This window comes from Streptomyces iranensis, assembly GCF_017874715.1.
Taxonomy (GTDB): Bacteria; Actinomycetota; Actinomycetes; order Streptomycetales; family Streptomycetaceae; genus Streptomyces; species Streptomyces iranensis.
Genome location: NZ_JAGGLR010000005.1, coordinates 212,045 through 236,659 on the forward strand (window position 1 = coordinate 212,045; position 24,615 = coordinate 236,659).

Genomic DNA, 24,615 nt, shown 5'->3' on the forward strand with positions numbered 1-24,615 from the left:
ATGTGCACGGCGTCCCGGTCGACTGGACACCGGCGGCCTCCGGCGGGCGCCGGGTCGACCTGCCCACCTACGCCTTCCAGCACCGCCGCTACTGGCTGGAGCAGGGCACCGCGCCGACAGGGGACCCGGCCGGTCACCCGTTGCTGAGCGGTTGCGTCGTCCTCGCCGACGGCGCGGGCCTGGTGCTGACCGGCGACTGGTCCCCGGCCACGCATCCCTGGCTCGCCGACCACACGGTGCTGGGCTCGGTGGTGGTGCCGGGCGCGGCGCTGATGGAGCTGGCCGTGTGGGCGGGCGACCAGGTCGGGTGCGACCTCGTCGAGGAACTGGTCCTCCAGGCGCCGCTGGAGGTGCCGGAGCGCGGTGTCCGGGTGCAGATACGGGTGGGCGCGGCGGACGGGATCGGCCGCCGTGAACTGACCGTGCACTCCCGATCGGCCGACGAGGACTGGCGACTGCACGCCGGCGGCTCCCTCACGACCTCCGGGCCGTACGCCGTGGACCCGCTGGCGTGGCCACCGGACGATGCCGCGCCGGTCGACGTGAGCGGGCTGTACGAGCGGCTGGCGGACATCGGCCTCGCCTACGGGCCGGCGTTCCGGGGCCTTCGCACGGTGTGGCGGCGCGACGCCGAACTGTTCGCCGAGGTCGAGCTGGCGCACGGCGTGGAAGCGGACGGGTTCGGTGTGCACCCGGCCCTGCTGGACTCCGCGCTGCACGCCCTCGAACTGGCCGCCGTCGAGGACGGCACACCGCTTCTGCCGTTCTCCTGGAACGGCTTCCGCCTGCACGCCACCGGCGCCTCGGTCCTCCGGGTCCGGCTACGCCCCGGCCGGACCGGCGGGATGGCGCTGACGGCCGTCGACCGCACCGGCGCGCCGGTGATCTCGATGGACTCGCTGAGCACCCGGGCGCCGGCGGGGGAGAGGCCTCGCGTGGACTCGCTGTACCGCGTGAACTGGGTTGAGCGGACACCGGCGGCGACGATGCCTCCTGCCGCGCGGTGGGCGGTCCTCGGCGCGGACGGCGCACTGCCCGGCGAGTCCTTCGCGGACCTCGACGCGGCGGCCGGGGCCGCGCCGGACGTGGTGCTCGCGGTCTGCCCGGTGTCCGAAGACGTGGTCACGGGCGTGCACGAGTCGGCCCACTGGGCCCTGTCGCTGCTGCGGTCCTGGATGGAGGACGAGCGGTTCTCCTCCGCACGGCTCGTGGTCGTGACGCGCGGTGCCATGGGCCCCGGCGACAACGTGGCGGCGGCACCGGTGTGGGGACTGGTCCGCTCGGCCCAGGTCGAACACCCGGACCGGTTCATGCTGGTGGACCTCGACGACCACGAGGCGACGAGCGCCGTTCTGCCGGCCGCGCTCGACCTGGGCGAACCCCAACTGGTGATACGGCAGGGCACGGTCAGCGCGCCCCGGCTCGAACCGGCGCCCGCGGAAACGGCCGTATCGCCGACGGACCCCGAAGGCACCGGCGCTGTATCGCCGATGGACCCCACCGGCACCGTCCTGATCACGGGAGCCCCCGGCGCGCTGGGCAACCTGGTCGCCCGCCATCTCGTCGCCGAATACGGTGTACGGCACCTGCTGCTGGTGAGCCGACGCGGCCAGGCGGGCGACAACGCGGCCGCTGTGGAAGCCGAGCTGACCGCCCTGGGCGCCGAGGTCCGCCTCGTGGCGTGCGATGTCTCCGACCGGGCCGCCCTGGCCGCGCTGCTGGCGACGGTACCGGCAGAGCACCCCCTCGTCGCGGTGGTGCACGCGGCGGGCGTGCTCGACGACGGCGTGCTCTCGTCGCTGACCGACGAGCGGATGGACCGGGTGCTGCGGCCGAAGGCGGACGCCGCGTGGTGGCTGCACGAGCTGACCCGTGAGGCCGACCTGTCCGCGTTCGTCCTGTTCTCCTCGGTGGTCGGGGTGCTGGGCAACCCGGGCCAGAGCAACTACGGGGCGGCGAACGCGTTCCTGGACGCGCTCGCCGAACTGCGTCGCGGTCAGGGGCTGGCGGCCCAGTCGCTCGCGTGGGGACTGTGGGCCGAGGCCGGCCGGATGACTGAGCACCTCGACCCCACCGAGCTGCGGCGACGGATCGCCCGGACCGGCGTCTCCCCCCTGTCCACATCGCACGGCATCGCGCTCCTCGACGCGGCCCTCGGCCGGCCGGACGCCGTACTGGTGACCGCCCGGCTGGACACGGCCGCCTCCCGCTCCGCCGACACCAGCCCCATGCTGCGCGGCCTGATGCCGGCCCCCCTACGGCGCGTGGTGGACGACGGCGCGGCCGGGTCGAGCCTGGCGGAACGCCTGGCCGCCCTGCCGGAGGCCGCGCGCGAACGGACGGTGATGGATCTGGTGCAGCGGCAGACGGCTCTGGTGCTGGGCCACGACCGACCCGACGCCATCCGGATGGACCGGGCCTTCAGGGAGATCGGGTTCGACTCGCTCAGCGCGGTGCAGCTCAGGAACAGATTGGGCGCGGAGACCGGGCTGCGGATATCCGCGTCCGTGGCGTTCGACCACCCGACCCCGCTCGCGCTGGCCACCCACCTGCGCGGTGAACTCCTCGGCGGGCAACCACCCGTGGCGGAGGCCCGTGCCACGCGGAGCGCCGACGTGGTGCCGGCGGCCGACGAACCGATCGCGATCATCGGGATGGCGTGCCGGCTCCCGGGCGGTGTGCGCTCCCCCGAGGACCTGTGGGAGCTGCTGCTCCGGGGCGAGGACGCCATCGGCGAGTTCCCCATCGACCGCGGCTGGGACGTCGGCGAGCTGTACCACCCCGATCCCGACCGGCCCGGCAAGAGTTACACGCGCACCGGCGGCTTCCTCTACGATGCCGCGGACTTCGACCCGCAGTTCTTCGACATCAGCCCGCGCGAGGCGCTCTCCGCCGACCCGCAGCAGCGGCTGCTCCTGGAGACCTCCTGGGAGGCGTTCGAACGGGCCGGGATCGACCCCGAGACGGTGCGAGGCAGCCGAACCGGGGTCTTCGCCGGGGTGATGCATCAGGACTACGGCTCCCGCCTGCGCACGGTGCCCGAGGAACTGGAGGCGTACGTCGGCATCGGCAGCGCGGGCGGTGTGGCCTCTGGCCGCGTGGCCTACACGTTCGGCCTGGAAGGCCCCGCGGTGACCGTCGACACCGCGTGCTCGTCCTCGCTGGTGGCGCTGCACCTGGCCGCGCAGGCGCTGCGCAACGGCGAATGTTCGCTGGCGCTGGCGGGCGGGGCCACGGTGATGTCCACGCCCAGCCTGTTCGTCGAGTTCAGCAGACAGCGGGCGCTGTCCCCCGACGGCCGGTGCAAGTCGTTCGGCGAGAGGGCCGACGGGGCCGGCTGGGCCGAGGGCGTGGGCATGCTGCTCGTGGAGCGGCTGTCGGATGCCCGGCGCAACGGGCACACCGTCTACGCGGTGATCCGCGGGTCGGCGGTCAACCAGGACGGCGCCTCCAACGGGATGACCGCGCCGAACGGCCCCGCCCAGCAGCGGGTGATCCGTCAGGCGCTGACGGCGGCCCGGCTCTCCGAGTCCGACGTGGACGTGGTGGAGGCGCACGGCACCGGCACGGCCCTGGGCGACCCGATCGAGGCGCAGGCGCTGCTGGCGACCTACGGCCGGGACCGGGAGCTCCCGCTGTGGCTCGGATCGGTCAAGTCGAACATCGGACACACCCAGGCCGCCGCCGGTGTCGCCGGAGTGATCAAGACCGTCCTCGCCCTGCGGCACGCGACCCTGCCCCGGACCCTGCACGCCGACACGCCGACACCCCACGTGGACTGGTCCGCCGGTTCGGTACGGCTGCTGACCGAGACCCGGCCGTGGCCCGAGGACGGCCGTCCGCGACGCGCCGCGGTGTCCTCGTTCGGGATCAGCGGCACCAACGCGCACGTGGTCCTGGAGCAGGCTCCGGCCGACGACCGGGCCGACGTGCCGACCGACATGCCGACCGACGTGCGGGCTGCCGATCGGCCCGCTGCCGGGGCGCCGTTGCCGTGGATCCTCTCCGCGCGCACCGAGGCCGCGCTGCGCGCCCAGGCCGCCCGTCTGCTGCCGGCCGCCGACTGCGCCGTACCGGACATCGGGTACTCGCTCGCCACCACACGAAAGGCGTTCGAGCACCGGGCGGTCGTCCTCGGTACGGACGCGGCGGAGATGCGCCGCGGGCTGGCCGCGCTCGCCGGGGGCGGTGCCGACCCGGCCCTGGTGCAGGGCGTGGCCGACACCGGCGGACAGGCCGCGTTCGTGTTCCCCGGCCAGGGCTCGCAGTGGCCCGGGATGGCCTCGGAACTGCTCGACTCGTCCCCGGCCTTCCGGCAGGAGATCGAGGCGTGCGCCGAGGCGCTGGCGCCGTACGTGGACTGGTCCCTGACGGACGTGCTGCGCGACGGACACGGCCTGGACCGGGTGGACGTCGTCCAGCCCGCGCTGTTCGCCATGATGGCGGGACTGGCCGCGCTGTGGCGCTCCTACGGAGTCCGTCCCGCCGCGGTGGCCGGACACTCCCAGGGCGAGATCGCCGCGGCGTACGTGGCCGGCGCGCTGTCGTTGCGGGATGCCGCGCGTGTCGTCGCCCTGCGCAGCCGGGCCCTGGCGACGCTGTCCGGCAAGGGCGGCATGCTCTCCGTCCCGCTCCCGCTCGACCAGGTCCGGGCCCGCGCCGAGACCTGGGGCGAGCGGCTGTCCGTGGCCGCGGTCAACGGGCCGAGCGCAGTCGTGGTGTCCGGCGAGACCGGGGCCCTCGAAGGGCTGCTCGCCCAGTGCCGGGCCGACGGAGTGCGCGCCCGCCGGATCGCGGTGGACTACGCCTCCCACTCGGCGCAGGTCGAAGAGGTCCGCGAACAGATGCTGACCGACCTCGCGCCGATCACCCCGCGCCCGGCGGAGATTCCGCTCCACTCCACGGTCACCGGCGAGCAGATCGACACCACCGTCATGGACGCCGAGTACTGGTACCGAAACCTGCGCCTGACGGTGCGCCTGGACGAGGTCGTGCGCGGGCTCGCCGAGGCCGGCATCGGTGCTTTCATCGAGGTGAGCCCGCATCCCGTCCTCACGGCCGCCGTACGGGAAACCGCGAGCGACACGGCCGTGATCGGCTCGCTGCGCAAGGACGACGGCGGCCAGGGCCGGTTCCTCGCCGCGCTGGCCGAGGCATATGCGCGTGGCGTCGACGTGGACTGGTCCAAGGCCTTCGCCGGGTTGGACCCGCGCCGGGTGGATCTGCCGACGTATCCGTTTCAACGGCAGCGGTACTGGCTGCCGAGCGGCGAGGAGACTCCCGCGGACGACGCGTTCTGGACGGCGGTGGACAGTGGTGACGTCGACGAGCTGGGCCGGACGCTGCCGCCGGACGCGGATCACGACCCGGAGGCGCTGCGCACGGTGATGTCCGTGCTGTCCACCTACCGGCGGAAACGGCGCGAGGTGACGGCCGTGGAGTCGTGGCGGTACCGGATCGCCTGGCGGCCGATGCCCGGGACACCGTCGGCGTCGTTGTCCGGCACCTGGCTCGTGGTGGTCCCGCTGCACGGCGTACGGCGGGAATGGGCCGACGGATGCCTGGACGCGCTGATCGCGGCGGGCGCACGGGTCGTCCCGGTCGAGGTGGACCCCGCCGGCACCGGCCGGAAGGCACTCGCCGCCCGGCTCCGGGAAGCCACCGATTCCCCCGTGAACGGTGTGCTGTCGCTGCTGTCGCTGGACGAACGGCCGACTCCCGTCGTCCCGGCCGGTTTCACCGGCACGGTCGCCCTGGTGCAGGCGCTCGGCGACGCGGGCCTGACCGCTCCGCTGTGGTGCGCCACGCGCGGCGCCGTGGCGGTGGGCGACGGCGAACCCCTCGCCAGTGCCCGGCAGGCGTTGGTGTGGGGGCTGGGCCTGGTGGCCTGCGTAGAGCATCCCGATCGCTGGGGCGGACTGGTCGACCTGCCCGAGACGATGGACGCCCGCGCCGGGGCGGGCCTGTGCGCGCTGCTCGCTGCGACGACGGGCGAGGACCAGGCGGCGGTGCGCCCCTCCGGGGTGTCCGTGCGCCGGCTGGTACCCGCCGGCCGTGCCCCGGACAGTGACGCGCCGTGGTCCCCCCGAGGGACGGTGCTGGTCACCGGCGGCACCGGAGCGCTCGGGTCGCAGGTGGCCCGCTGGCTGGCACGCCAGGGAGCCGAACACCTCCTGCTGGTGAGCCGCCGCGGCCCGGACGCACCGGGCGCGCCGGAACTCGAGGCGGAGCTGACCGGCCTCGGCGTCCGGGTCACCCTGGCCGCGTGCGACGTGTCCGACCGCGCGGCCCTGGCCGAACTGCTCGCCACGGCGCCCGAGCTGTCGGCGGTGGTGCACACGGCCGCCGTGCTCGACGACGGCACGGTCGGCGCCCTCACGCCGGACCAGCTGGGCCGCTCGCTGCGGGTCAAGATGGGCGGCGCGCTCAACCTGCACGACCTCACCCGGGACCGCCGGCTCTCCGCGTTCGTCATGTTCTCGTCGTTCGGCGGCACGATCGGGCTGCCCGGACAGGGGAACTACGCGCCGGGCAACGCCTTCCTGGACGCGCTGGCCCGGCACCGCGGGGACCTCGGTCTCCCCGCGACCTCCGTGGCCTGGGGAGCGTGGGCCGGCGGCGGCATGGCCCGTGGCGCGGTCGCGGGAACCCTGCGACGGCACGGGCTGCCGGAGATGGAGCCGGAAGCGGCACTCACCGAACTGGGCCGGGCCCTGGCGGCCGACGAGACGTACGTGGCCGTCGCCGACGTCGACTGGCGGCGCTTCCACGTCGCCTTCACCGCGCTGCGGCCCAGCCCGCTGCTGCGGGAAGTGCCCGAGGTCCGCGAGACCACGGCGGAGACGACGGCCGCGGCGGAACCCGGCTCCGGCGAGACGTCCCTGGCCGCTCGGCTCACCGCGCTGTCCGAGGAGGACCGTGCCCGCCGGCTGCTGGACCTGGTCGATGCGCACGTCGCGGCCGTACTGGGGCACGCACGAGGAGACGTGGCGACGGACCGTGCCTTCCAGCAGCTCGGCCTCGACTCGGTCACGGGAGTCGAACTGCGCAACCGGCTCGGCGCCGCGACCGGTCTGACGCTCCCGGCGACCACGGTGTTCGACCATCCGACACCCACCGCGCTGGCCGGCTACCTCGCGAGCCGGTTCGCCGACGGCGCCGAGGCACCGAGCGACGAGTTCGACCGGTTGACGGCGAGGCTCTCGTCGGCGGGCACCGCCGAGCGCGCCCACCTCACCATGCGGCTGCGCTCCCTGCTCGTGAAGTGGGGCGACTTTGACGAGAACGGCACGGACCCGGCCGAGTCCCTGCGGACGGCCGACGACGACGAGCTGTTCTCGTTCATCGACAAGGACCTGGGAGTGTCATGACCACGCGTAACGAGGAAAAGCTCCGCGACTACCTCCGCAGGGTCACGGCGGATCTCCACAGGACCCGTCAACGGCTGCTCGAAGCGGAGTCACAGGACCGGGAGCCGATCGCGATCGTCGCGATGAGCTGCCGGTACCCGGGCGGTGTGCGCTCCCCGGAAGACCTCTGGGAGCTGGTCCAGGCGGGACGCGAGGGCATCTCGCTCTTCCCCGCCGACCGCGGCTGGGACCTGTCCGCTCTGTATCACCCGGACCCCGACCACCCCGGCACCACCTACGTCCGCGAAGGCGGATTCCTGCACGACGCCGCCGACTTCGACGCCGCGTTCTTCGATATCTCCCCCCGCGAGGCCCTGGCCATGGACCCGCAGCAGCGGCTGCTCCTGGAGACCTCCTGGGAGGCGTTCGAACGCGCCGGGATCGACCCGGTGTCGTTGCGCGGAAGCGACACCGCGGTGTTCACCGGTGTCACCTACCAGGACTACTGGTCCCGTCTGCGGCAGGTGCCCGAGGAACTCCGGGGCCATCTGGTGACGGGGAACACCGCGAGCGTCGCGTCCGGCCGCGTGGCGTACAGCTTCGGCCTGGAAGGCCCCGCGGTCACCCTGGACACCGCGTGCTCGTCGTCCCTGGTGGCACTGCACTGGGCGGCGCACGCACTGCGCTCCCGTGAGTGCTCGCTGGCCCTGGCCGGCGGGGTGGTGGTGATGGCCTCGCCCGACATGTTCGTCGAGTTCGGCCGGCAACGCGGACTGTCGCAGGACGGCCGGTGCCGCTCCTTCGCCGCCGACGCGGGCGGTTTCGGCTCCGCCGAAGGCGTCGGCCTGCTCCTGCTGGAACGCCTCTCCGACGCCCGCCGCAACGGACACCCCGTCCTCGCGCTGCTCCGTGGCTCCGCGGTCAACCAGGACGGCGCCTCCAACGGGCTCACCGCACCGAGCGGACCGGCTCAGGAACGGGTCATCAGACAGGCGCTGACCGACGCCCGGCTGGCCGCGTCCGACGTGGACGCCGTGGAGGCGCACGGTACGGGGACCCAGCTCGGCGACCCCATCGAGGCACGGGCACTCCTCGCCACCTACTGCCAGGGGCGGGAGCGGCCGCTGTGGGTGGGGTCGGTCAAGTCGAACATCGGGCACACCCAGGCCGCCGCGGGCGCGGCGGGCGTGATCAAGATGGTGATGGCCCTCGGACACCAGACCCTGCCCAGGACGCTGCACGCGGACGACCCGTCGCCGCACGTGGACTGGTCAGGGAAGCTCGCGCTGCTCACCGAGCACGTGCCGTGGGCGCAGGACGACGGACGCCCGAGGCGGGCCGCGGTCTCGTCCTTCGGAGTCAGCGGTACGAACGCCCATGTGATTCTCGAAGAGGCCGGGCCCGGAGCGGAAGAGGCACCGCCCGCCACCGCCCCCGACCTGGTGCCGTGGATGTTGTCCGGCAGGACGCAGGACGCGCTGCGGGGCCAGGCGGTCCGGCTGGCGCAGTCCCTGCGTGCCGCGCCGGATGTGCCGGTCGCGGACGTCGCGTACAACCTGGCCACGACCCGTGCCGTACTCGAACACCGTGCCGTGGTGGTCGGGAACGACCGCGAGGAACTGCTGCGCGGGCTCGACGCGCTGGGCACGGACAGGCCCGCGGCCCACGTGGTGCGCGGCGCCGCGCCGGCGACCGGCCGGGTCGCCCTCGTCTTCCCCGGCCAGGGCACGCAGTGGACCGGAATGGCTCGTGAACTGCTGGAGACGGAACCGGTGTTCGCCGCCCGGATGGCGCAGTGCGCCGAAGCGGTCGGCGAGTTCGTCGACTGGTCGGTCCTCGACGTGGTGCGCGGCGCCGAAGGCGCGCCCGTACCGGACCGGGTGGACGTGGTCCAGCCCGTGCTGTTCTCGATCATGGTGTCGCTGGCGGACGTATGGCGCTCCTACGGCGTCGTGCCAAAGGCCGTCGTCGGGCACTCCCAGGGGGAGATCGCGGCCGCCTGTGTGGCGGGAGCTCTGTCACTGAACGACGCGGTACGGGTGGTCGTGACGCGCAGCAGGGCGCTGCGGCGACTGTGCGGCCGGGGCGGGATGCTCTCGGTGGGAGCACCGGCCGCCGACGTGACGGCCCTGTTGCGACCGTGGGACGGTCGGCTGTGGGTCGCGGCGGTGAACGGCCCCGCCGCGGTGGCGGTCTCCGGCGACGCCGACGCCCTCGACGAGTTCGAACGCGAGCTGTCCCGCCGGGGCGTACTGCGCTGGCGACTGGCCGGAGTGGACTTCGCCGCGCACTCCGCGCACGTCGACGACATCCGGGCCGAGATCGAGGCCGGCCTCACCGGCATAGCGCCGCGCGAGAGTGACATCCCGTTCTACTCCACGGTGGACGGGGCCCGGCTGGACACGACCGTGCTGGACGGGGAGTACTGGTACCGCAACCTGCGGCACGTCGTCCGCTTCGAGCCCGCGGTCCGGGCACTGATCGACGACGGGTTCACCGCCTTCGTCGAGTCGAGCGCGCACCCCGTGCTGACCGTCGGCATACAGGACACCGCCGACGCCATGGGCGTGGAGATCGCCGCCGTGGGCTCGCTGCGCCGTGACGAGGGCGGGCTGCGGCGTCTGCTCACCTCACTGGCCGACGCCCATGTCGCCGGCGTCCGCATCGACTGGACCAGGGCGTTCGGCGACACTCCCAGGCCCCATGCCGACCTGCCCACCTACGCCTTCCAGCGACAGCGCTACTGGCCGGCGAACACCGCCGAACCCGCCGACGCGGCCGGCCACGGGCTCGACACCACCGGACATCCGCTGCTGGGCGCCGCGCTGGCACTGCCGGAGTCCGACGGCGTGGTACTCACCGGACGGCTCTCGCCGCGCTCCCACCCCTGGCTGGCGGACCACACCGTGTTCGGCTCGATACTGGTACCCGGCACCGCGCTCATCGACATGGCCATCCGTGCCGGGGACGAGGCCGGCTGCGGTCACCTCCGCGAACTCACCCTGGAGAAACCGCTGATGCTCGCGGAGACCGCGGGTGTCCACATCAGGGTGTCGGTGGAGGCCGCGGACGAGTCGGGCGACCGGCCACTGAGCGTGCACAGCCGCCCCGAGGACGCACCACCGGGCACCGGCTGGACCCGGCACGCGGTCGGAGCCCTGACGTCGAGTGAGCCGGCGGAGCCTGCGCCGTCGGTCACGGAATGGCCGCCCACCGGGGCCACACCGGTGGACCTGGACGGCTTCTACGACCGGCTGGGCGACGCCGGACTGGGCTACGGCCCCGCGTTCCGGGGGCTGCGAGCCGTGTGGCGGCTCGGTGACGAGATCCTTGCCGAGGCGGAGCTGCCGGAGAACGCCGAGACCCGCGGCTTCGGGCTGCACCCCGTCCTGCTGGACTCCGTACTCCAGGCCCTGCTGCCCGACCTGCTCGCCCCGGGCGCCGCCGGGACCGGACCGGGACAGGTCCGGCTGCCGTTCTCCTTCGCCGGAGTGAGCCTGCACGCCGTCGGGGCCGGCCGCGTGCGCGCTCGGATCTCGCCCGACGCCCGCGGTTCGGTGGCCGTCGAGGTGACCGACGACTCCGGACAGCCGGTGGCGTCGGCGCGGTCGCTCGTGACGCGGACGGTCACCACCGGACAACTGGGCGGGGCGGGCGACTCGCTGTACCGGGTGCAGTGGACACCCGTCGCGGCCGGGCCGCCGTACGCCGGCCGGTGCGCGGTCCTGGGGCCCGACGCGCTCGGCCTGCGCGCGGGACTCGAAGCGGCGGGAGCCCAGGTGGACGTGTGCCCCGGACTGGACGTGCTGGGGGAGGCCGTACCCGATGTCGTGGTCGTGCCGGTCGACGGTCGCGACGGCGACACGAGGACGACCCTGCGCGAGACGCTCGAACTCGCCCAGCGGTGGCTCGGCGACGAGGCGTCGGGCGGGTCGCGGCTCGTGGTGGTGACACGCGGCGCCGTCGCCACGCACGCCGGAGAGGACGTGCCGGACCTCGCCGCCGCGCCGACGTGGGGCCTGCTGCGAACCGCGCAATCCGAGCACCCGGACCGGTTCGTCCTGATCGACGTAGAAGACGTAGAAGATTCAGAGAACCTGGACGGCACGGCGACGGACCGCGGCCGGGCGCTGGCCGACGCGGTGGGCACCGGTGAGCCGCAAGTGGCCGTCCGCGGTGGCGTCCCGCTCGCCCCGCGACTGGTCCGCGCCGACTCGGCCGACCGCCTGACACCGCCGTCGGACTCACCCACCTGGCGCCTGGAGACAGCGCGGACCGGCACCATCGGCGGCCTCGCCCTGGTCGACCACCCGCAGGCACGCGAGCCGCTGCCCGCCGGGCACGTCCGAATTGCCCTGCGCGCCGCCGGGCTCAACTTCCGCGACGTGCTGATCACCCTGGGCATGTATCCCGGCGAGGCGGCCATGGGCACCGAGGGCGCCGGGATCGTGCTGGAGACCGCTCCCGGCATCACCGACCTCCAACCCGGCGACCGGGTGTTCGGACTGCTGGCCGGCGGCGCCGGACCGGTCGTGGTGGTCGATCGGCGCACGCTCGCGGTGATGCCGGACGACTGGTCGTTCGTACAGGCGGCGTCCGTGCCCGCCGCCTTCCTGACGGCGTACTACGGTCTGGTCGACCTGGCGGGTCTGCGGGCGGGGCAGTCCGTCCTGGTGCACGCGGCAGCCGGCGGTGTGGGCATGGCGGCGGTCCAACTGGCCAGGCACCTCGGCGCCGAGGTGTTCGGCACCGCCGGCCCCACGAAGTGGGACGTGCTGCGCTCCTCCGGGCTGCCCGAGCAGCACATCGCCTCCTCCCGTACGACCGACTTCGAGGCGCGGTTCCGCGAAGTCACCGCGGGCGCGGGCGTGGACGTCGTACTCAACTCGCTGGTCCGGGACCTCATGGACGCGTCACTGCGGCTGCTGCCGCGAGGCGGCCGGTTCCTGGACATGGGCAAGACCGACGTCCGGCCCCCCGCCGACGTGGCCGCCGCGCACCCGGGCGTGACGTACCGCGCCTTCGACCTGCTGGACGCGGGCCCGGAACGGATCGGGCAGATGCTCGACGAGATCGTAAAGCTGTTCGAGAAGAAAGCTCTACGGCATCTGCCGCTGACCACCTATGACATCCGCAAGGCACCCGAGGCGTACCGGCACATGAGCCAGGCGCGGCACATCGGCAAGATCGTGTTCACGGTCCCCGCCGCGCTCGACCCCCAGGGCACCGTACTCGTCACGGGCGGCACCGGGACGCTCGGCCGCGCGATGGCCCGCCACCTCGTCACCGAACACGGCGCACGGCGACTGATGCTGGTCAGCCGGCAGGGCATGCAGGCTCCCGGAGCGGACGACCTGGCGACCGAACTGACGGAGCTGGGCGCGGACGTGTCCGTGACCGCGTGCGACGTCACCGACCGCGCCGCCCTCGCGGACGTCCTGGCGACCGTGCCGGCCGGCCACCCGCTCACCGCGGTCGTGCACATTGCGGGAGCCCTCGACGACGGTGTGGTCGAGTCGCTGACACCGCAACGGCTCGACACGGTGACCCGCCCGAAGATCGACGCCGCGCGCCATCTGCACGAGCTGACCCGGGGCGCGGACCTGGCGTTCTTCGCCCTGTTTTCCTCCGCCGCCGGACTGCTCGGCGCGCCGGGACAGGGGAACTACGCGGCCGCCAACACCTTCCTGGACGCGCTCGCCCACCACCGGACCGCGCACGGACTGCCGGCGGTCTCGCTCGCCTGGGGTCTGTGGAGCGAGCGCAGCGGCCTGACGAGCCACCTGGGCGCCGCCGAACTGCGGCGCAAGGCCCAGCGCGGAGTGCTGGGACTGTCCACCGAGGAAGGCCTCGCCCTGTTCGATGCCACGCTGGGAACCGGAGAACCGGTGACGGCACCGGTCAGACTCGACACAACCGCACTGCGCGGCAGCCGGCTCCCGATGCTCCAGGGCGTCCTGGGCGCGCCCGCCCGGCGAGCCGTACGGAGCGCGGGGGATCCGCACTCGCTGACCCGACGCCTGTTCCGACTGCCGCCCGGCGAACGGCACCAGACGCTGGTGGACCTGGTGCGCGGCCACGCGGCGGCGGTGCTCGGCTTCGCAGGGCCGGACGAGATCGCGGCCCGGCGCGGTTTCCAGGAGCTGGGTTTCGACTCGCTGACCGGGGTCGAACTGCGCAACCGGCTCAAGGCGGCGACCGGCCTGCGGCTGCCCGCGACCCTCGTGTTCGACCACCCGAGCGCGTTCGCACTCGGCGAGTTCTTGCACGCACAACTCGTCCCGGACGGAAGGGCCGACGGGCAGGACGTGCTCGCCGCGCTGCACGGACTGGAGAGCACCCTGGCCGGGCTCGCTTCCGACGCCGCGGCTCGCGCCCAGGTGATGGCGCGGCTGAGAGCCCTCGTGTCGGCCGAGAGCGGTGCCCCGCCCGCCGACGGGAGCGACCTCGACTCGGCGACCGATGACGAACTGTTCCACATGGTCGACGACCAGGCCGGAGGGTGACGCCGCATGTCGAACGATGAGAAGCTGCGCGAGTACCTCAAGCGGTCGATCGCCGACGCCCGACAGGCACACCGGCGGGTGCGCGAACTGGAGGACCGGGACCGGGAACCGATCGTGATCGTCGGGATGGCCTGCCGCTACCCCGGCGGCGTGGTCTCGCCCGAGGACCTCTGGCGGCTGGTCGAGCGGGGCGAGGACGCGATCACGCCGTTCCCGACGGACCGGGGCTGGGATCTGAACGAAGCGGTTGACCCAGGTGTGCGTCCGTCCGTCGGTGGATTCCTGCGGGGCGCCGACCGGTTCGACGCGGAGTTCTTCGGCATCAGCCCCCGAGAGGCGCTGGCCATGGATCCGCAGCAACGGCTCCTGCTGGAGACCACGTGGGAGGTCCTCGAACGGGCCGGAATCGACCCCGAGTCGCTGCGCGGCGCCCCGGTCGGCGTCTTCGTCGGCAGCGGCAGCCAGGACTACTGCCCGACGAACGGCCAGGCCCCGGCAAGCGTCGACGGATACCTGCTCACCGGGGCGTCCTCGGCCGTGCTGTCCGGCCGGGTGGCCTACGCCTTCGGCTTCGAGGGGCAGGCGGTGACCGTCGACACGGCCTGCTCGTCCTCGCTGACCGCACTGCACCTGGCGAGCCACGCGCTGCGCCGTGACGAGTGCTCGCTCGCCGTGGTCGGCGGGGTGACCGTGATGGCCTCATCGGTCGTGTTCACCGAGTTCGACCGACTGGGCGGTCTTGCCCCCGACGGCCGGTGCAAGGCATTCTCGGCCGCTGGGGACGGGGCTGGGTTCGCCGAGGGTGTGGGCGTGCTGCTGGTCGAGCGGTTGTCCGTGGCGCGCCGCGAGGGACATCCGGTGCTGGCCGTGGTGCGGGGCAGCGCGGTCAACCAGGACGGCGCGAGCAGCGGACTGACGGCGCCGAACGGCCCTGCGCAGCGGCGGGTGATCGGACAGGCCCTCGCCAACGCCGGACTGTCGGCCGCGCAGATCGACGTGGTGGAGGCACACGGCACGGGTACGGCACTCGGGGACCCGATCGAGGCACAGGCGCTGCTCGCCACCTACGGACAGAACCGGGACCGGCCGCTCCTGCTCGGCTCGATCAAGTCCAACATCGGCCACACCCAGGCCGCGGCGGGGATGGCCGGTGTGATCAAGATGGTCATGGCGCTGCGCGAGGGCGTGGCGCCCAGGACGCTGCACGTGGACGAGCCGTCGAGGAATGTGGACTGGTCGGCCGGAAAGGTCCGGGTGCTCAGCGAGGCGCAGCCGTGGCCGGACACGGGCCGACCGCGGCGGGCGGGCGTGTCGTCGTTCGGGATCAGCGGGACGAACGGGCACGTCATTCTGGAGGCCGCGGAGGCCGCGGAGGCCGCGGAGGCTGTCGAGGCAGCGGAATGCGCTCCGGTCGGCACCCCGGCACCGGTGCTGCCCTGGGTGCTCTCCGCGAAGAGCGAAGCGGCGCTGCGCGCGCAGGCCTCGCGGCTGCGCGAGTCGGTCGCGGCCCGGCCGCACCTCGGCCTGAGCGATGTCGGGGCGTCGCTGGTCGCGACCCGCTCGGCGTTCGAGCATCGCGCCGCCGTGGTCGCCGGGGACCGGGACGGTTTCCTGCGTGGGCTGGAGGCTCTGAGGTCCGGTGACGACACGGCGGCCGGTGTGGTGCGGGGCGTGGCCAGGAGCGGGAAGCTGGCGTTCCTCTTCTCCGGCCAGGGCTCCCAGCGGGTCGGTATGGGCCGGGAGCTGGCGGCGAGGTTCCCGGTGTTCGAGTCCGCGTTCGCCGAGGTGTGCGCCCGGTTCGACGGGTATCTGGAGCGGCCGCTGCGGGAGGCGATGTCGGACGCCGCTCTGCTGGATCGGACCGTCTGCACCCAGGCGTCGCTGTTCGCGGTGGAGGTCGCGCTGTTCCGGCTGGCGCGGTCGTGGGGTCTGCGCCCCCACGCCCTGGCAGGACACTCGATCGGCGAACTGGTGGCGGCCCATGTGTCCGGCGCGATGTCGCTGGACGACGCTGTCGCGCTGGTCGCGGCACGCGGGCGGCTGATGCAGGCACTGCCGGCCGAGGGGGCGATGATTGCGATCGTTGCCCCGGAGTCCGACGTGACGCCGCTGCTGACCGAGCGCGTGTCGATCGCAGCGGTGAACGGCCGTTCGTCGGTGGTGATTTCGGGCGACGAGGAAGCCGTACTCGCCATCGCCTCGCGGTTCCGGCGGACGCGGCGGCTATCAGTGAGCCACGCGTTCCACTCGCCCCTTATGGAACCCATGCTCGACGAATTCCGCCGGGTGGCCCGGACGTTGTCGTACAGCCCCCCGCAGATCCCGGTCGTGTCCAACGTGAACGGTGAACCGGTAACGGAGTTCACGGCCGACCACTGGGTACGGCACGTGCGTGAGACGGTGCGCTTCGCCGACGGGCTGCGCACCTTGGAGTCGCAGGGCGTGACGACGTTCCTCGAACTCGGGCCCGACGCCGTGCTGGCGGCGACGGCCGACGATGCCGCGACGATCCCACTTCTGAGGAAGGACCGTCCGGAACCGGAGACCGCGCTGACGGCACTGGCGCGACTGCACGTCCGCGGCGTCGACGTGGACTGGCCGGGCCTCTTCGCAGGGACCGGCGCCCGGCGCGTCGACCTGCCCACCTACGCCTTCCAGCACGAACGGTACTGGCTGCCCGCCGGCCTCGGCCGCTCCCTCGCCGAGCATCCGCTGCTGGAGACGTCGGTCGAACTCGCCGGGGGCGGCGACGCGGTGTTCACCGGACGGCTCTCGACCGCCACCCATCCGTGGCTCGCCGACCACCAGGTGCTCGGCAGCGTCGTACTGCCGGGAGCCGCCATGGTGGAGTTCGCGCTGCACGCGGCCGACCGCACGGGCGGGGACGGAGTGGAGGACCTCACGCTCGAAGTGCCGCTCGTGCTGCCGCAGAAGGGGCGTGTGGAACTGCAAGTGACCGTTGACGGCGGCACGTTCGGCATTCACTCACGCCCCGTCGGAGCGAGCGAATGGACACGGCACGCGAGCGGCGCCTTCGCCGAAGGCCGGCCGGAACCAGAACCCGCCCTGGCCGAGTGGCCGCCGAAGGACGCCGAACCGGCCGATGTGTCCGAACTCTACGAACGCCTGCGCACGGCCGGTCTGGCCTACGGCAGGACGTTCCAGGGCGTGCGGGCGGTGTGGCGGCACGGCGACGACGTCCTCGCCGAGGTGGCCCTGCCCAACGACGTGACCGCGGACGTCGGCCGGTACGGGGTGCATCCCGCGCTGCTGGACGCCGCACTGCACGCGGCCGCGCTGACCCTCGCCGACGACGGCATACGGCTGCCCTTCTCGTGGCGGGGAGTGCGTCTGCACGCCGTACGGGCGACGTCCCTGCGGGTTCGCCTCTCGCCCGTCGGCCCGCAGGAGTTCACCGTGTCCGCGGCGGACGAGTCCGGGGCGGCAGTGCTCTCGATCGGCACCCTGGCCCTGCGGCCCGTGTCGGCGGGACGGCTGCAGGCGGCCCGCGCCAAGGAGACGCTGTTCCGGGTGTGTTGGGAGAACGCACCGGCGACCGGCGGGGCGTTCTCGGGAACACGCGTGGTGCTCGGCCCGGACGAGCTGGGTCTTGCGGACGCGCTCGGCGTCCCACAGGTCGCGGAGCTCGCCTCGGCCGACAGCTCGGTGTCCGACCTGGTGGTGTCCTGCGCGGCCGGCGGCTCGGACCTCCGCGCCTTGCTCGACCGGGTGTTGCGGCTGACACAGGCATGGCTGACCGACGACCGGCCGGCGGCGTCGCGCCTGGTGGTGGTGACCCGGGAGGCAGTGGGACCGGACGCCACGGACCCGGCCGGCGCGGCGGTGTGGGGCATGCTTCGCTCGGCACAGCTGGAGCACCCGGGCCGTATCGTCCTGGTGGACCTGGACGGCCAGGACGCGTCACTGCGCGCGCTGCCCGCGATCCTGTCCTGCGCCGAGCCCCAGATGGCCGTCCGTCTCGGCAGGGCGTCGGTGCCGAGGCTGGAGCGGGTGAGACGGTCCGAACCGGATCCTTCACCCTTCCGCCCCGGCGGCACGGTACTCATCACCGGTGGGACCGGTGTGCTGGGCAAGGCGGTGGCTCGCCACCTGGTCACGGCACACGATGTACGTCATCTGCTGCTGGTGAGCCGTGGCGGGCCGGCGGGCGCCCCCGACCTGTCCGACCTCTCCGACCTCGGCGCCGAGGTCTCGGTCCTCGCATGTGACGTGGGCGATCGTGCGGCACTGGCAGAGGTTCTCGCATCAATCCCGGCCGACCGTCCGCTGACCGGCGTGATACACGCCGCCGGTGTCGTCGACGACGGCGTGGTGTCGTCGTTGTCGCCGGGGCAGGTGGACACGGTGCTGCGGGCCAAGGCGGACGGGGCGCGGCATCTGCACGAGCTGACCGGGGACCTGGACGCCTTCGTGCTGTTCTCGTCGGCGGCGGGAACCCTGGGCTCGGCGGGCCAGGCCAACTACGCGGCGGCGAACGCCTACGTGGACGCCCTGGCACAGCACCGGCGCGCCTCGGGGCTGCCGGCGACCTCTGTGGCATGGGGCCCGTGGGAGGAACTCAGCGGGATGACGCGGGGTATGAAGGCGGCGGACCGTGCGCGGCTGACACGGTTGGGCATCGCCGCACTGACCACGGAGGACGCCCTGTCGTCCTTCGACGCGGCGGTGACGGCGGACGAGGCGGTGGTCGTGGCCATGCGGCTGGACACCTCGGCGCTGCGGGGTCACGTGCCTGCTGTGCTGAGCGGGTTGGCCTCGCGACGGACCCTGCGCGAGGTGACGACGGTCGGGTTGGTGGAGCAGCTCGCCGCTCTCCCCGCGGACGAACAGGACCGGAGGGTGATCACAGCGGTCCGCACGCATGTGGCCGCGGTCCTCGGATTCTTGGGCCCCGAGCGAGTGGACACCGAACAGGGCCTGGTGGACATGGGTTTCGACTCGCTGACGGCGGTCGAGCTGCGGAACCGGCTGAACACCGCCACGGGCCTGCGGCTGCCCGCCACCCTGGTCTTCGATTACCCGACCCCCACAGCCCTGGGCCGCCATGTCGCGGCGGAACTACGGCGCGGCCGCAGCGGCGACAATCCGGGCGAGCCGGCCGCGGCGCTCACCGTCCTGAGCGAAGTGGACCGGCTGGAGGGGCTGCTGTCCGCATGCTCACCGGGTGAGGACGGATACGCGCGGATCACCGGCCGCCTGCGTGAACTGATGACGACATGGGACGGCCTCGCGCAAGGGGCGCACACGACGGAGGAGCCCGGCAGGGAGCCGGAGAGGGGGCTGGACAAGAGCGCGGTCACGGCGAAGTTGCAGTCGGCGTCGGCGGACGAAGTCCTCGCCTTCATTCAGAAGGAGTTCGGCAGGTAATGGGCGCGATGAACGAGGACACCCTCCTCGAACACCTGAAATGGGTGACGGCCGAGCTGCACGAGAGTCGGGAGCGGCTGCGCGCGGCCGAGTCCGTCGAGCGGGAGCCGATCGCAATCGTCGGGATGGCATGCCGCTATCCGGGCGGTGTGCGCACCCCGGAGCAGTTGTGGGGACTCCTCGCCGACGGCGAGGACGCCGTCTCCGGCTTCCCTGTCAATCGCGGGTGGGACCACACCCGCCTGTACCACCCGGACCCGGACCACCGCGGCACGTCGTACGCGCGGGAAGGAGGATTCCTGCACGACGCCGACCTGTTCGACGCCGAGTTCTTCGGGATCTCGCCGCGCGAGGCGTTGGCGATGGATCCGCAGCAGCGGTTGCTGCTGGAGACCGCGTGGGAGGCCTTCGAACACGCCGGTATCGATCCCGTCGCGGTACGCGGCAGCAGGACCGGCGTGTTCACGGGGGTGATGTACCACGACTACGGCGCCCTCCTCGAACAGTCGGCCGAGGATTTCGAGGGCCACGTGGGAAGCGCGAACGCCGGCAGTGTGGCGTCCGGCCGGGTCGCCTACGAACTGGGCCTGGAAGGGCCCGCCGTCACCATCGACACGGCCTGCTCGTCGTCGCTGGTGGCCTTGCACCTGGCCGGCCAGGCCCTGCGGCGCGAGGAGTGCACGCTCGCCCTGGCCGGCGGCGTGACGGTCATGGCCGACCCCCGGCCGTTCATCGAGTTCAGCCGGCAGCGAGGCCTGGCGGCGGACGGCCGGTGCAAGTCGTTCGCCGACGCGGCGGACGGCACGGGGTGGTCCGAAGGCGTCGGCCTCCTCCTGGTCGAACGGCTCTCGGACGCCCGCCGCAACCGGCACCCCGTGCTCGCGGTCGTACGCGGCAGCGCGGTCAACCAGGACGGTGCGAGCAGCGGCTTCTCCGCGCCCAACGGCCCTTCCCAGCAGCGGGTCATCCAGCAGGCCCTGGCCGGCGCCGGGCTGGAACCGTCCGAGGTGGACGCCGTGGAGGCCCATGGCACGGGCACGCGGCTCGGTGATCCCATCGAGGCACAGGCGTTGCTGGCGACCTATGGTCAGGGCCGTGACCGGCCGTTGCTCCTGGGCTCGGTCAAGTCCAACCTCGGTCATGCACAGGCCGCCGCGGGTGTGGCCGGGGTGATCAAGATGGTGCTGGCGATGCGGCACGGAGTCCTGCCCGCCACCCTGCACGTCGACCGGCCGAGCCACCTGGTCGACTGGTCGGCAGGAGCCGTGGAACTGCTGACCGGGGCCAGGGACTGGCCCCGGGGCGGGCGGCCCCGGCGGGCAGGGGTCTCCGGGTTCGGTGTGAGTGGCACCAATGCCCATGTCATCGTCGAAGAGCCGGAGCCGGAGCCGGAGCCGGAGCCGGAGCCGGAGCCGGCCCCGGAGCCCGGGTCCGGGGCCGGACCGGCCGCATCGTCGAACGCCCATCCTGCGGCCGTCCCCTGGCCGCTGTCCGGGCACACCCCACAGGCCCTGCGCGCACAGGCCGGCCGCCTCCTGTCGCACCTCCAGGACGGCGACGGCGTCGGCCTGCGTCCCGTCGACGTGGCCCTCTCCCTCACCACCCGCTCCGTGCTCAACCACCGCGCGGTGGTGACCGGCAAGGACCGCGCGGAACTGCTGTCCGGCCTCGCCGCGCTCGCCACAGGCGACACCACCCCGGGTACGAGCGTCGCAGCGGCTGCGTCCGACGGGCCCACGGCGTTCGCTTTCACCGGCCAGGGCTCGCAGCGCCTGGGCATGGGCCGGGAACTGTACGAGGCCTTCCCGGTGTTCGCCGCGGCGTTCGACGAGGTGAGCGCCGAACTGGACCGGTATCTGTCCCGCTCGCTGCGCGAGGTGATCTGGGGAGACACCGCGCACCTGCTGGAGCAGACCGAGTTCGCCCAGACCGGACTGTTCGCCGTGGAGACGGCGCTGACCGCGCTGCTGCGGTCCCTGGGAGTACGGCCGGACGTCGTCCTCGGCCACTCCGTCGGCGAAGTCGCCGCCGCGCACACAGCCGGGGTGCTGTCCCTGCCCGACGCCGCCATGCTGGTGGCCGCCAGGGCCCGGCTGATGCAGGCGCTGCCCGCCGGCGGGGCGATGGTGTCGGTAGGGTCCGGGGAATCGGCGGTGCTGCCCTTCCTGAACGAGCAGGTCGCCCTTGCCGCGGTGAACGGACCGGACGCTGTGGTCCTCTCCGGCCCCGAGGAGCCCGTCCTCGCGGCCGCCGCCCGACTGGCCGCCGACGGCATCCGCACGAAACGCCTGGCGGTGAGCCACGCCTTCCACTCGCCCCTGGTCGCCGGAATGCTCACCCAGTTCCGGGCCGTGGCGCGGACAGTGGCCTTCGCCCCGCCGGCCATCCCGTTCGTGTCCGCCGTCACCGGCACACCCGTGACGCCGGCCGAGCTGTGCTCACCCGACTACTGGACTGCGAACATCCGTGAAACGGTCAGATTCGGCGACTGCGTGGACAGCCTCACCACCCAGGGCGTCGCACGCTGCGTGGAGATCGGGCCCGACGCCGTCCTCGCACCCATGGCGCGGTCGGCCGTGCCGTGGGTGCCCGTACTGCGCAAGCACCTCGCCGAGCCGACGGCGCTGCTCACCGCGCTGAGCAGCCTGTACGTGCAGGGAGCGACGGTGGACTGGCCGGCCTGGCTCGCCGGTGCCGGACGCCGCGTACCACTGCCCACGTACGCCTTCCAGCCCAAGCGGTACTGGCCCGCCGCGGCCGTGCGCGGCCGGCACGCGCACCGCACCGCCGACGCTCTCGACCACGGCATCCTTCACCACATGGTCGAGTCACCGGACTCCGGTCGGCTGGTGGTGACCGGCCGGCTGGACCGGCACGCCCAGCCGTGGCTGGCCGATCACGCCTTCGGCGGCGTGGTCCTGTTCCCCGGTGCCGGCTTCGTGGACCTCGCGGTCACGGCCGGAGCGCTGGCCGGCTGCCCGGTGCTGGCGGAACTGACCGTCCAGGCGCCCTTGCCCATGCCCGAGGAAAGCGAGGTCGACCTCCAGGTCGTCCTGGACCCGGCCGATACGCAGGGCGCCCGCCCGGTGAAGGTGTACGCCCGCACACCAGAACGCCCCGACTGGACCTGCCACGCGTCAGGCGCCCTGTCGGACCGGGAAACCACACCGAACCAGGGCACGGCCCACTGGCCGCCCCCGGGCGCCACCGAGATCCCCCTCGCCGGCACCTACGAGAGTCTGTACGAGCAGGGCTACGACTACGGCCCGGCCTTCCAGGGGCTGCGCTCGGCATGGCGGACGGACGACGCCGTGTACGCCGAGGTGAGTGTCGACGACGGCGCTTCACACAGCTTGCATCCCGCCCTCCTGGACGCGGCCCTTCACGCGTCGGTGTTCCTGCGGGCGGCCGACGACCGGGGCGGGCTGCCGTTCGCGTGGAGCGGGGTCTCGGTGCACGCCACCGGCTCCTCCGTGCTGCGCGTGCGGCTGGCCCGTGCGGGCCAGGACGCGTTGACCCTGGAGGCGAGCGATGAGAGGGGCAGCCCGGTCGTCTGCGTCGAGTCGCTGGCCGTACGGCCCGTGGTGCCCGGCGCACTGGGCGCCGCACCGCTTGCCGACCAGGCGATGTTCACGCTCGACTGGCGCCCGGCGACGACATCCGGCGATACCTCCGGCGTTTCTCTCGTCGTACGCCGTTGCGGCGGGGGCTCGGAGCCTGCCGAGGCCGGCCGGGTGCTTGGGCTGCTGAAGGAGTGGCTGGCCGGCGATCGGCCCGCGCACGAGCGGCTGGTGATCATGACCGGTGCGGCGGTGGCGGTGACCCCGGGCGAGGACGTCAGCGATCTGGCGGGCGCGGGAGTGTGGGGCCTGGTGCGCTCGGCACAGTCCGAACACCCAGGCCGTTTCCTGCTCGTGGACACCGACGGCACGCACGACGACACGGCGCTGCTGGGCGCCGCTGCCGCGGGTGAGACCCAGATCGCGGTCCGCGCGGGCCGGATGCTGGCGCCGAGACTGGTCCGGGCCGCGGCCGCCGCACCGCTCACCCCACCCGAACCCCTGGCGGACCCGGACACGACGGTGGTGATCACCGGCGGCACGGGCGGACTCGGCGCTCTCGTGGCCCGCCACCTGGCGACCGCATGCGGTGTCCGGAAGCTCCTGCTGCTCAGCCGCCGGGGAATGGCCGCCGAGGGAGCCGCGGACCTGGCCGCCGAACTGGGGGCGCGCGTGGCCGCCGTGGACGTCTCGGACCGTGACGCCCTGGCCCAGGCGCTGGCCGGCATCCGTGTCGGCGGTGTGATCCACGCGGCGGGCGTACTCGACGACGCGGTGATCGAGTCGCTCACCCCGCAGCGCATCGAGCAGGTGATGCGCTCCAAGTCGACCGCCGCGCAGGCCTTGCACGAGCTGACCGAGGACCAGCCCGTGTCCTTCTTCGTGATGTTCTCCTCGGCGGCCGGGATCATGGGCAACCCCGGCCAGGGCGCCTACGCCGCTGCGAACGCGGTGCTCGACGGCCTGGCGGCGCGGCGCCGGGCGCAGGGCCTGCCGGGCCAGTCACTGGCCTGGGGCATGTGGGGCGGTGCCCTCGGGATGACCGCGGCGATGAGCGAGACCGACCGGACCAGACTGGCCAGGACGGGCGCCGCGGCCCTGTCGCCGCAGGAGGGGCTCGCGCTGCTCGACGCCGCGCTCAGCATGGACGACGCACTGCTGGTGCCGGCACGTTTCGACCTGGCCGCCGCCGGGACCGTGCCGCCGCTGATGCGCGAACTGGTCGTCCGGAGGGCACCGCGCCGTACGTCCGAACCCCCGAGGGTGCTGCACCGGTTGACCGGGCTGCCGCAGGCGGAGCGCCGGCGCGCGCTGCTGGACGTGGTGCGCTCTTTGGCGGCCGAGGTGCTGGGGCATCCCGGGCCGGAGTCGGTGAGCGCCGAACGGGCCTTCAGCGACCTGGGCTTCGACTCGCTGATGGCGATCGAACTGCGCAACCGGCTGAACGCCGCGACCGGGCTGCGGCTTTCGCCGACACTGATCTTCGACCAGCCCACCGCAGCCGAAGTCGCCACGCACCTCGACACGCTGACCGAACCCCCGACCCCCGTTCAGCCGGTCCTGGAGGCGCTGGACCGTCTGGAGTCCCTGACGCCCGCTCTGGCACCGGACGACGAGACCACGGCGCAGGTCAGCAGCCGTCTGCGCCGTCTTCTGTCGGACCTGGGGCAACGCCAGGCGTCCGGCCTGGACCTCGCCGACGCGTCGGCGCAGGAGGTACTCGACCTCATCGACAGCAAGTTCGCACTGCCCGACCGGCAATGAGAAGTCAGGCGCGCCGGGCCGGAGCCCCGACCGCCGCCTGACGGATGG

At 73.3% G+C, this 24,615-nt stretch carries 4 protein-coding genes (1 of these 4 running past the window's edge); all 4 read left to right on the forward strand.

The window, feature by feature from the left end; genetic code table 11:
• Tightly spaced (at most 48 nt apart), the 4 genes in view from J2Z30_RS11015 to J2Z30_RS11030 form a layout consistent with a single transcriptional unit that may run on beyond the window.
• Positions 1-7,370, forward strand: partial view of a type I polyketide synthase gene (locus J2Z30_RS11015; RefSeq protein WP_044568899.1) — the 3' end only. 9,535 nt of this gene lie to the left of the window's left edge; the window shows 7,370 of its 16,905 coding nt (coding positions 9,536-16,905); its start codon lies beyond the left edge, outside the window; the stop codon is at positions 7,368-7,370.
• Complete coding sequence (locus tag J2Z30_RS11020; RefSeq protein WP_044568897.1) at positions 7,367-13,855, forward strand: type I polyketide synthase; 6,489 nt, start codon at positions 7,367-7,369, stop codon at positions 13,853-13,855. The genes J2Z30_RS11015 and J2Z30_RS11020 overlap by 4 nt, the downstream gene beginning before the upstream one ends.
• 48 nt (positions 13,856-13,903) lie before the next feature.
• Positions 13,904-19,243, forward strand: coding sequence for an SDR family NAD(P)-dependent oxidoreductase (locus tag J2Z30_RS11025; RefSeq protein WP_372453268.1), 5,340 nt, complete (start codon positions 13,904-13,906; stop codon positions 19,241-19,243).
• A complete protein-coding gene (locus J2Z30_RS11030; RefSeq protein WP_044568896.1) occupies positions 19,243-24,567 on the forward strand; it encodes a type I polyketide synthase in 5,325 nt (1,774 codons plus the stop codon). The genes J2Z30_RS11025 and J2Z30_RS11030 overlap by 1 nt, the downstream gene beginning before the upstream one ends.
• The last annotated feature ends 48 nt before the right edge of the window (positions 24,568-24,615 follow it).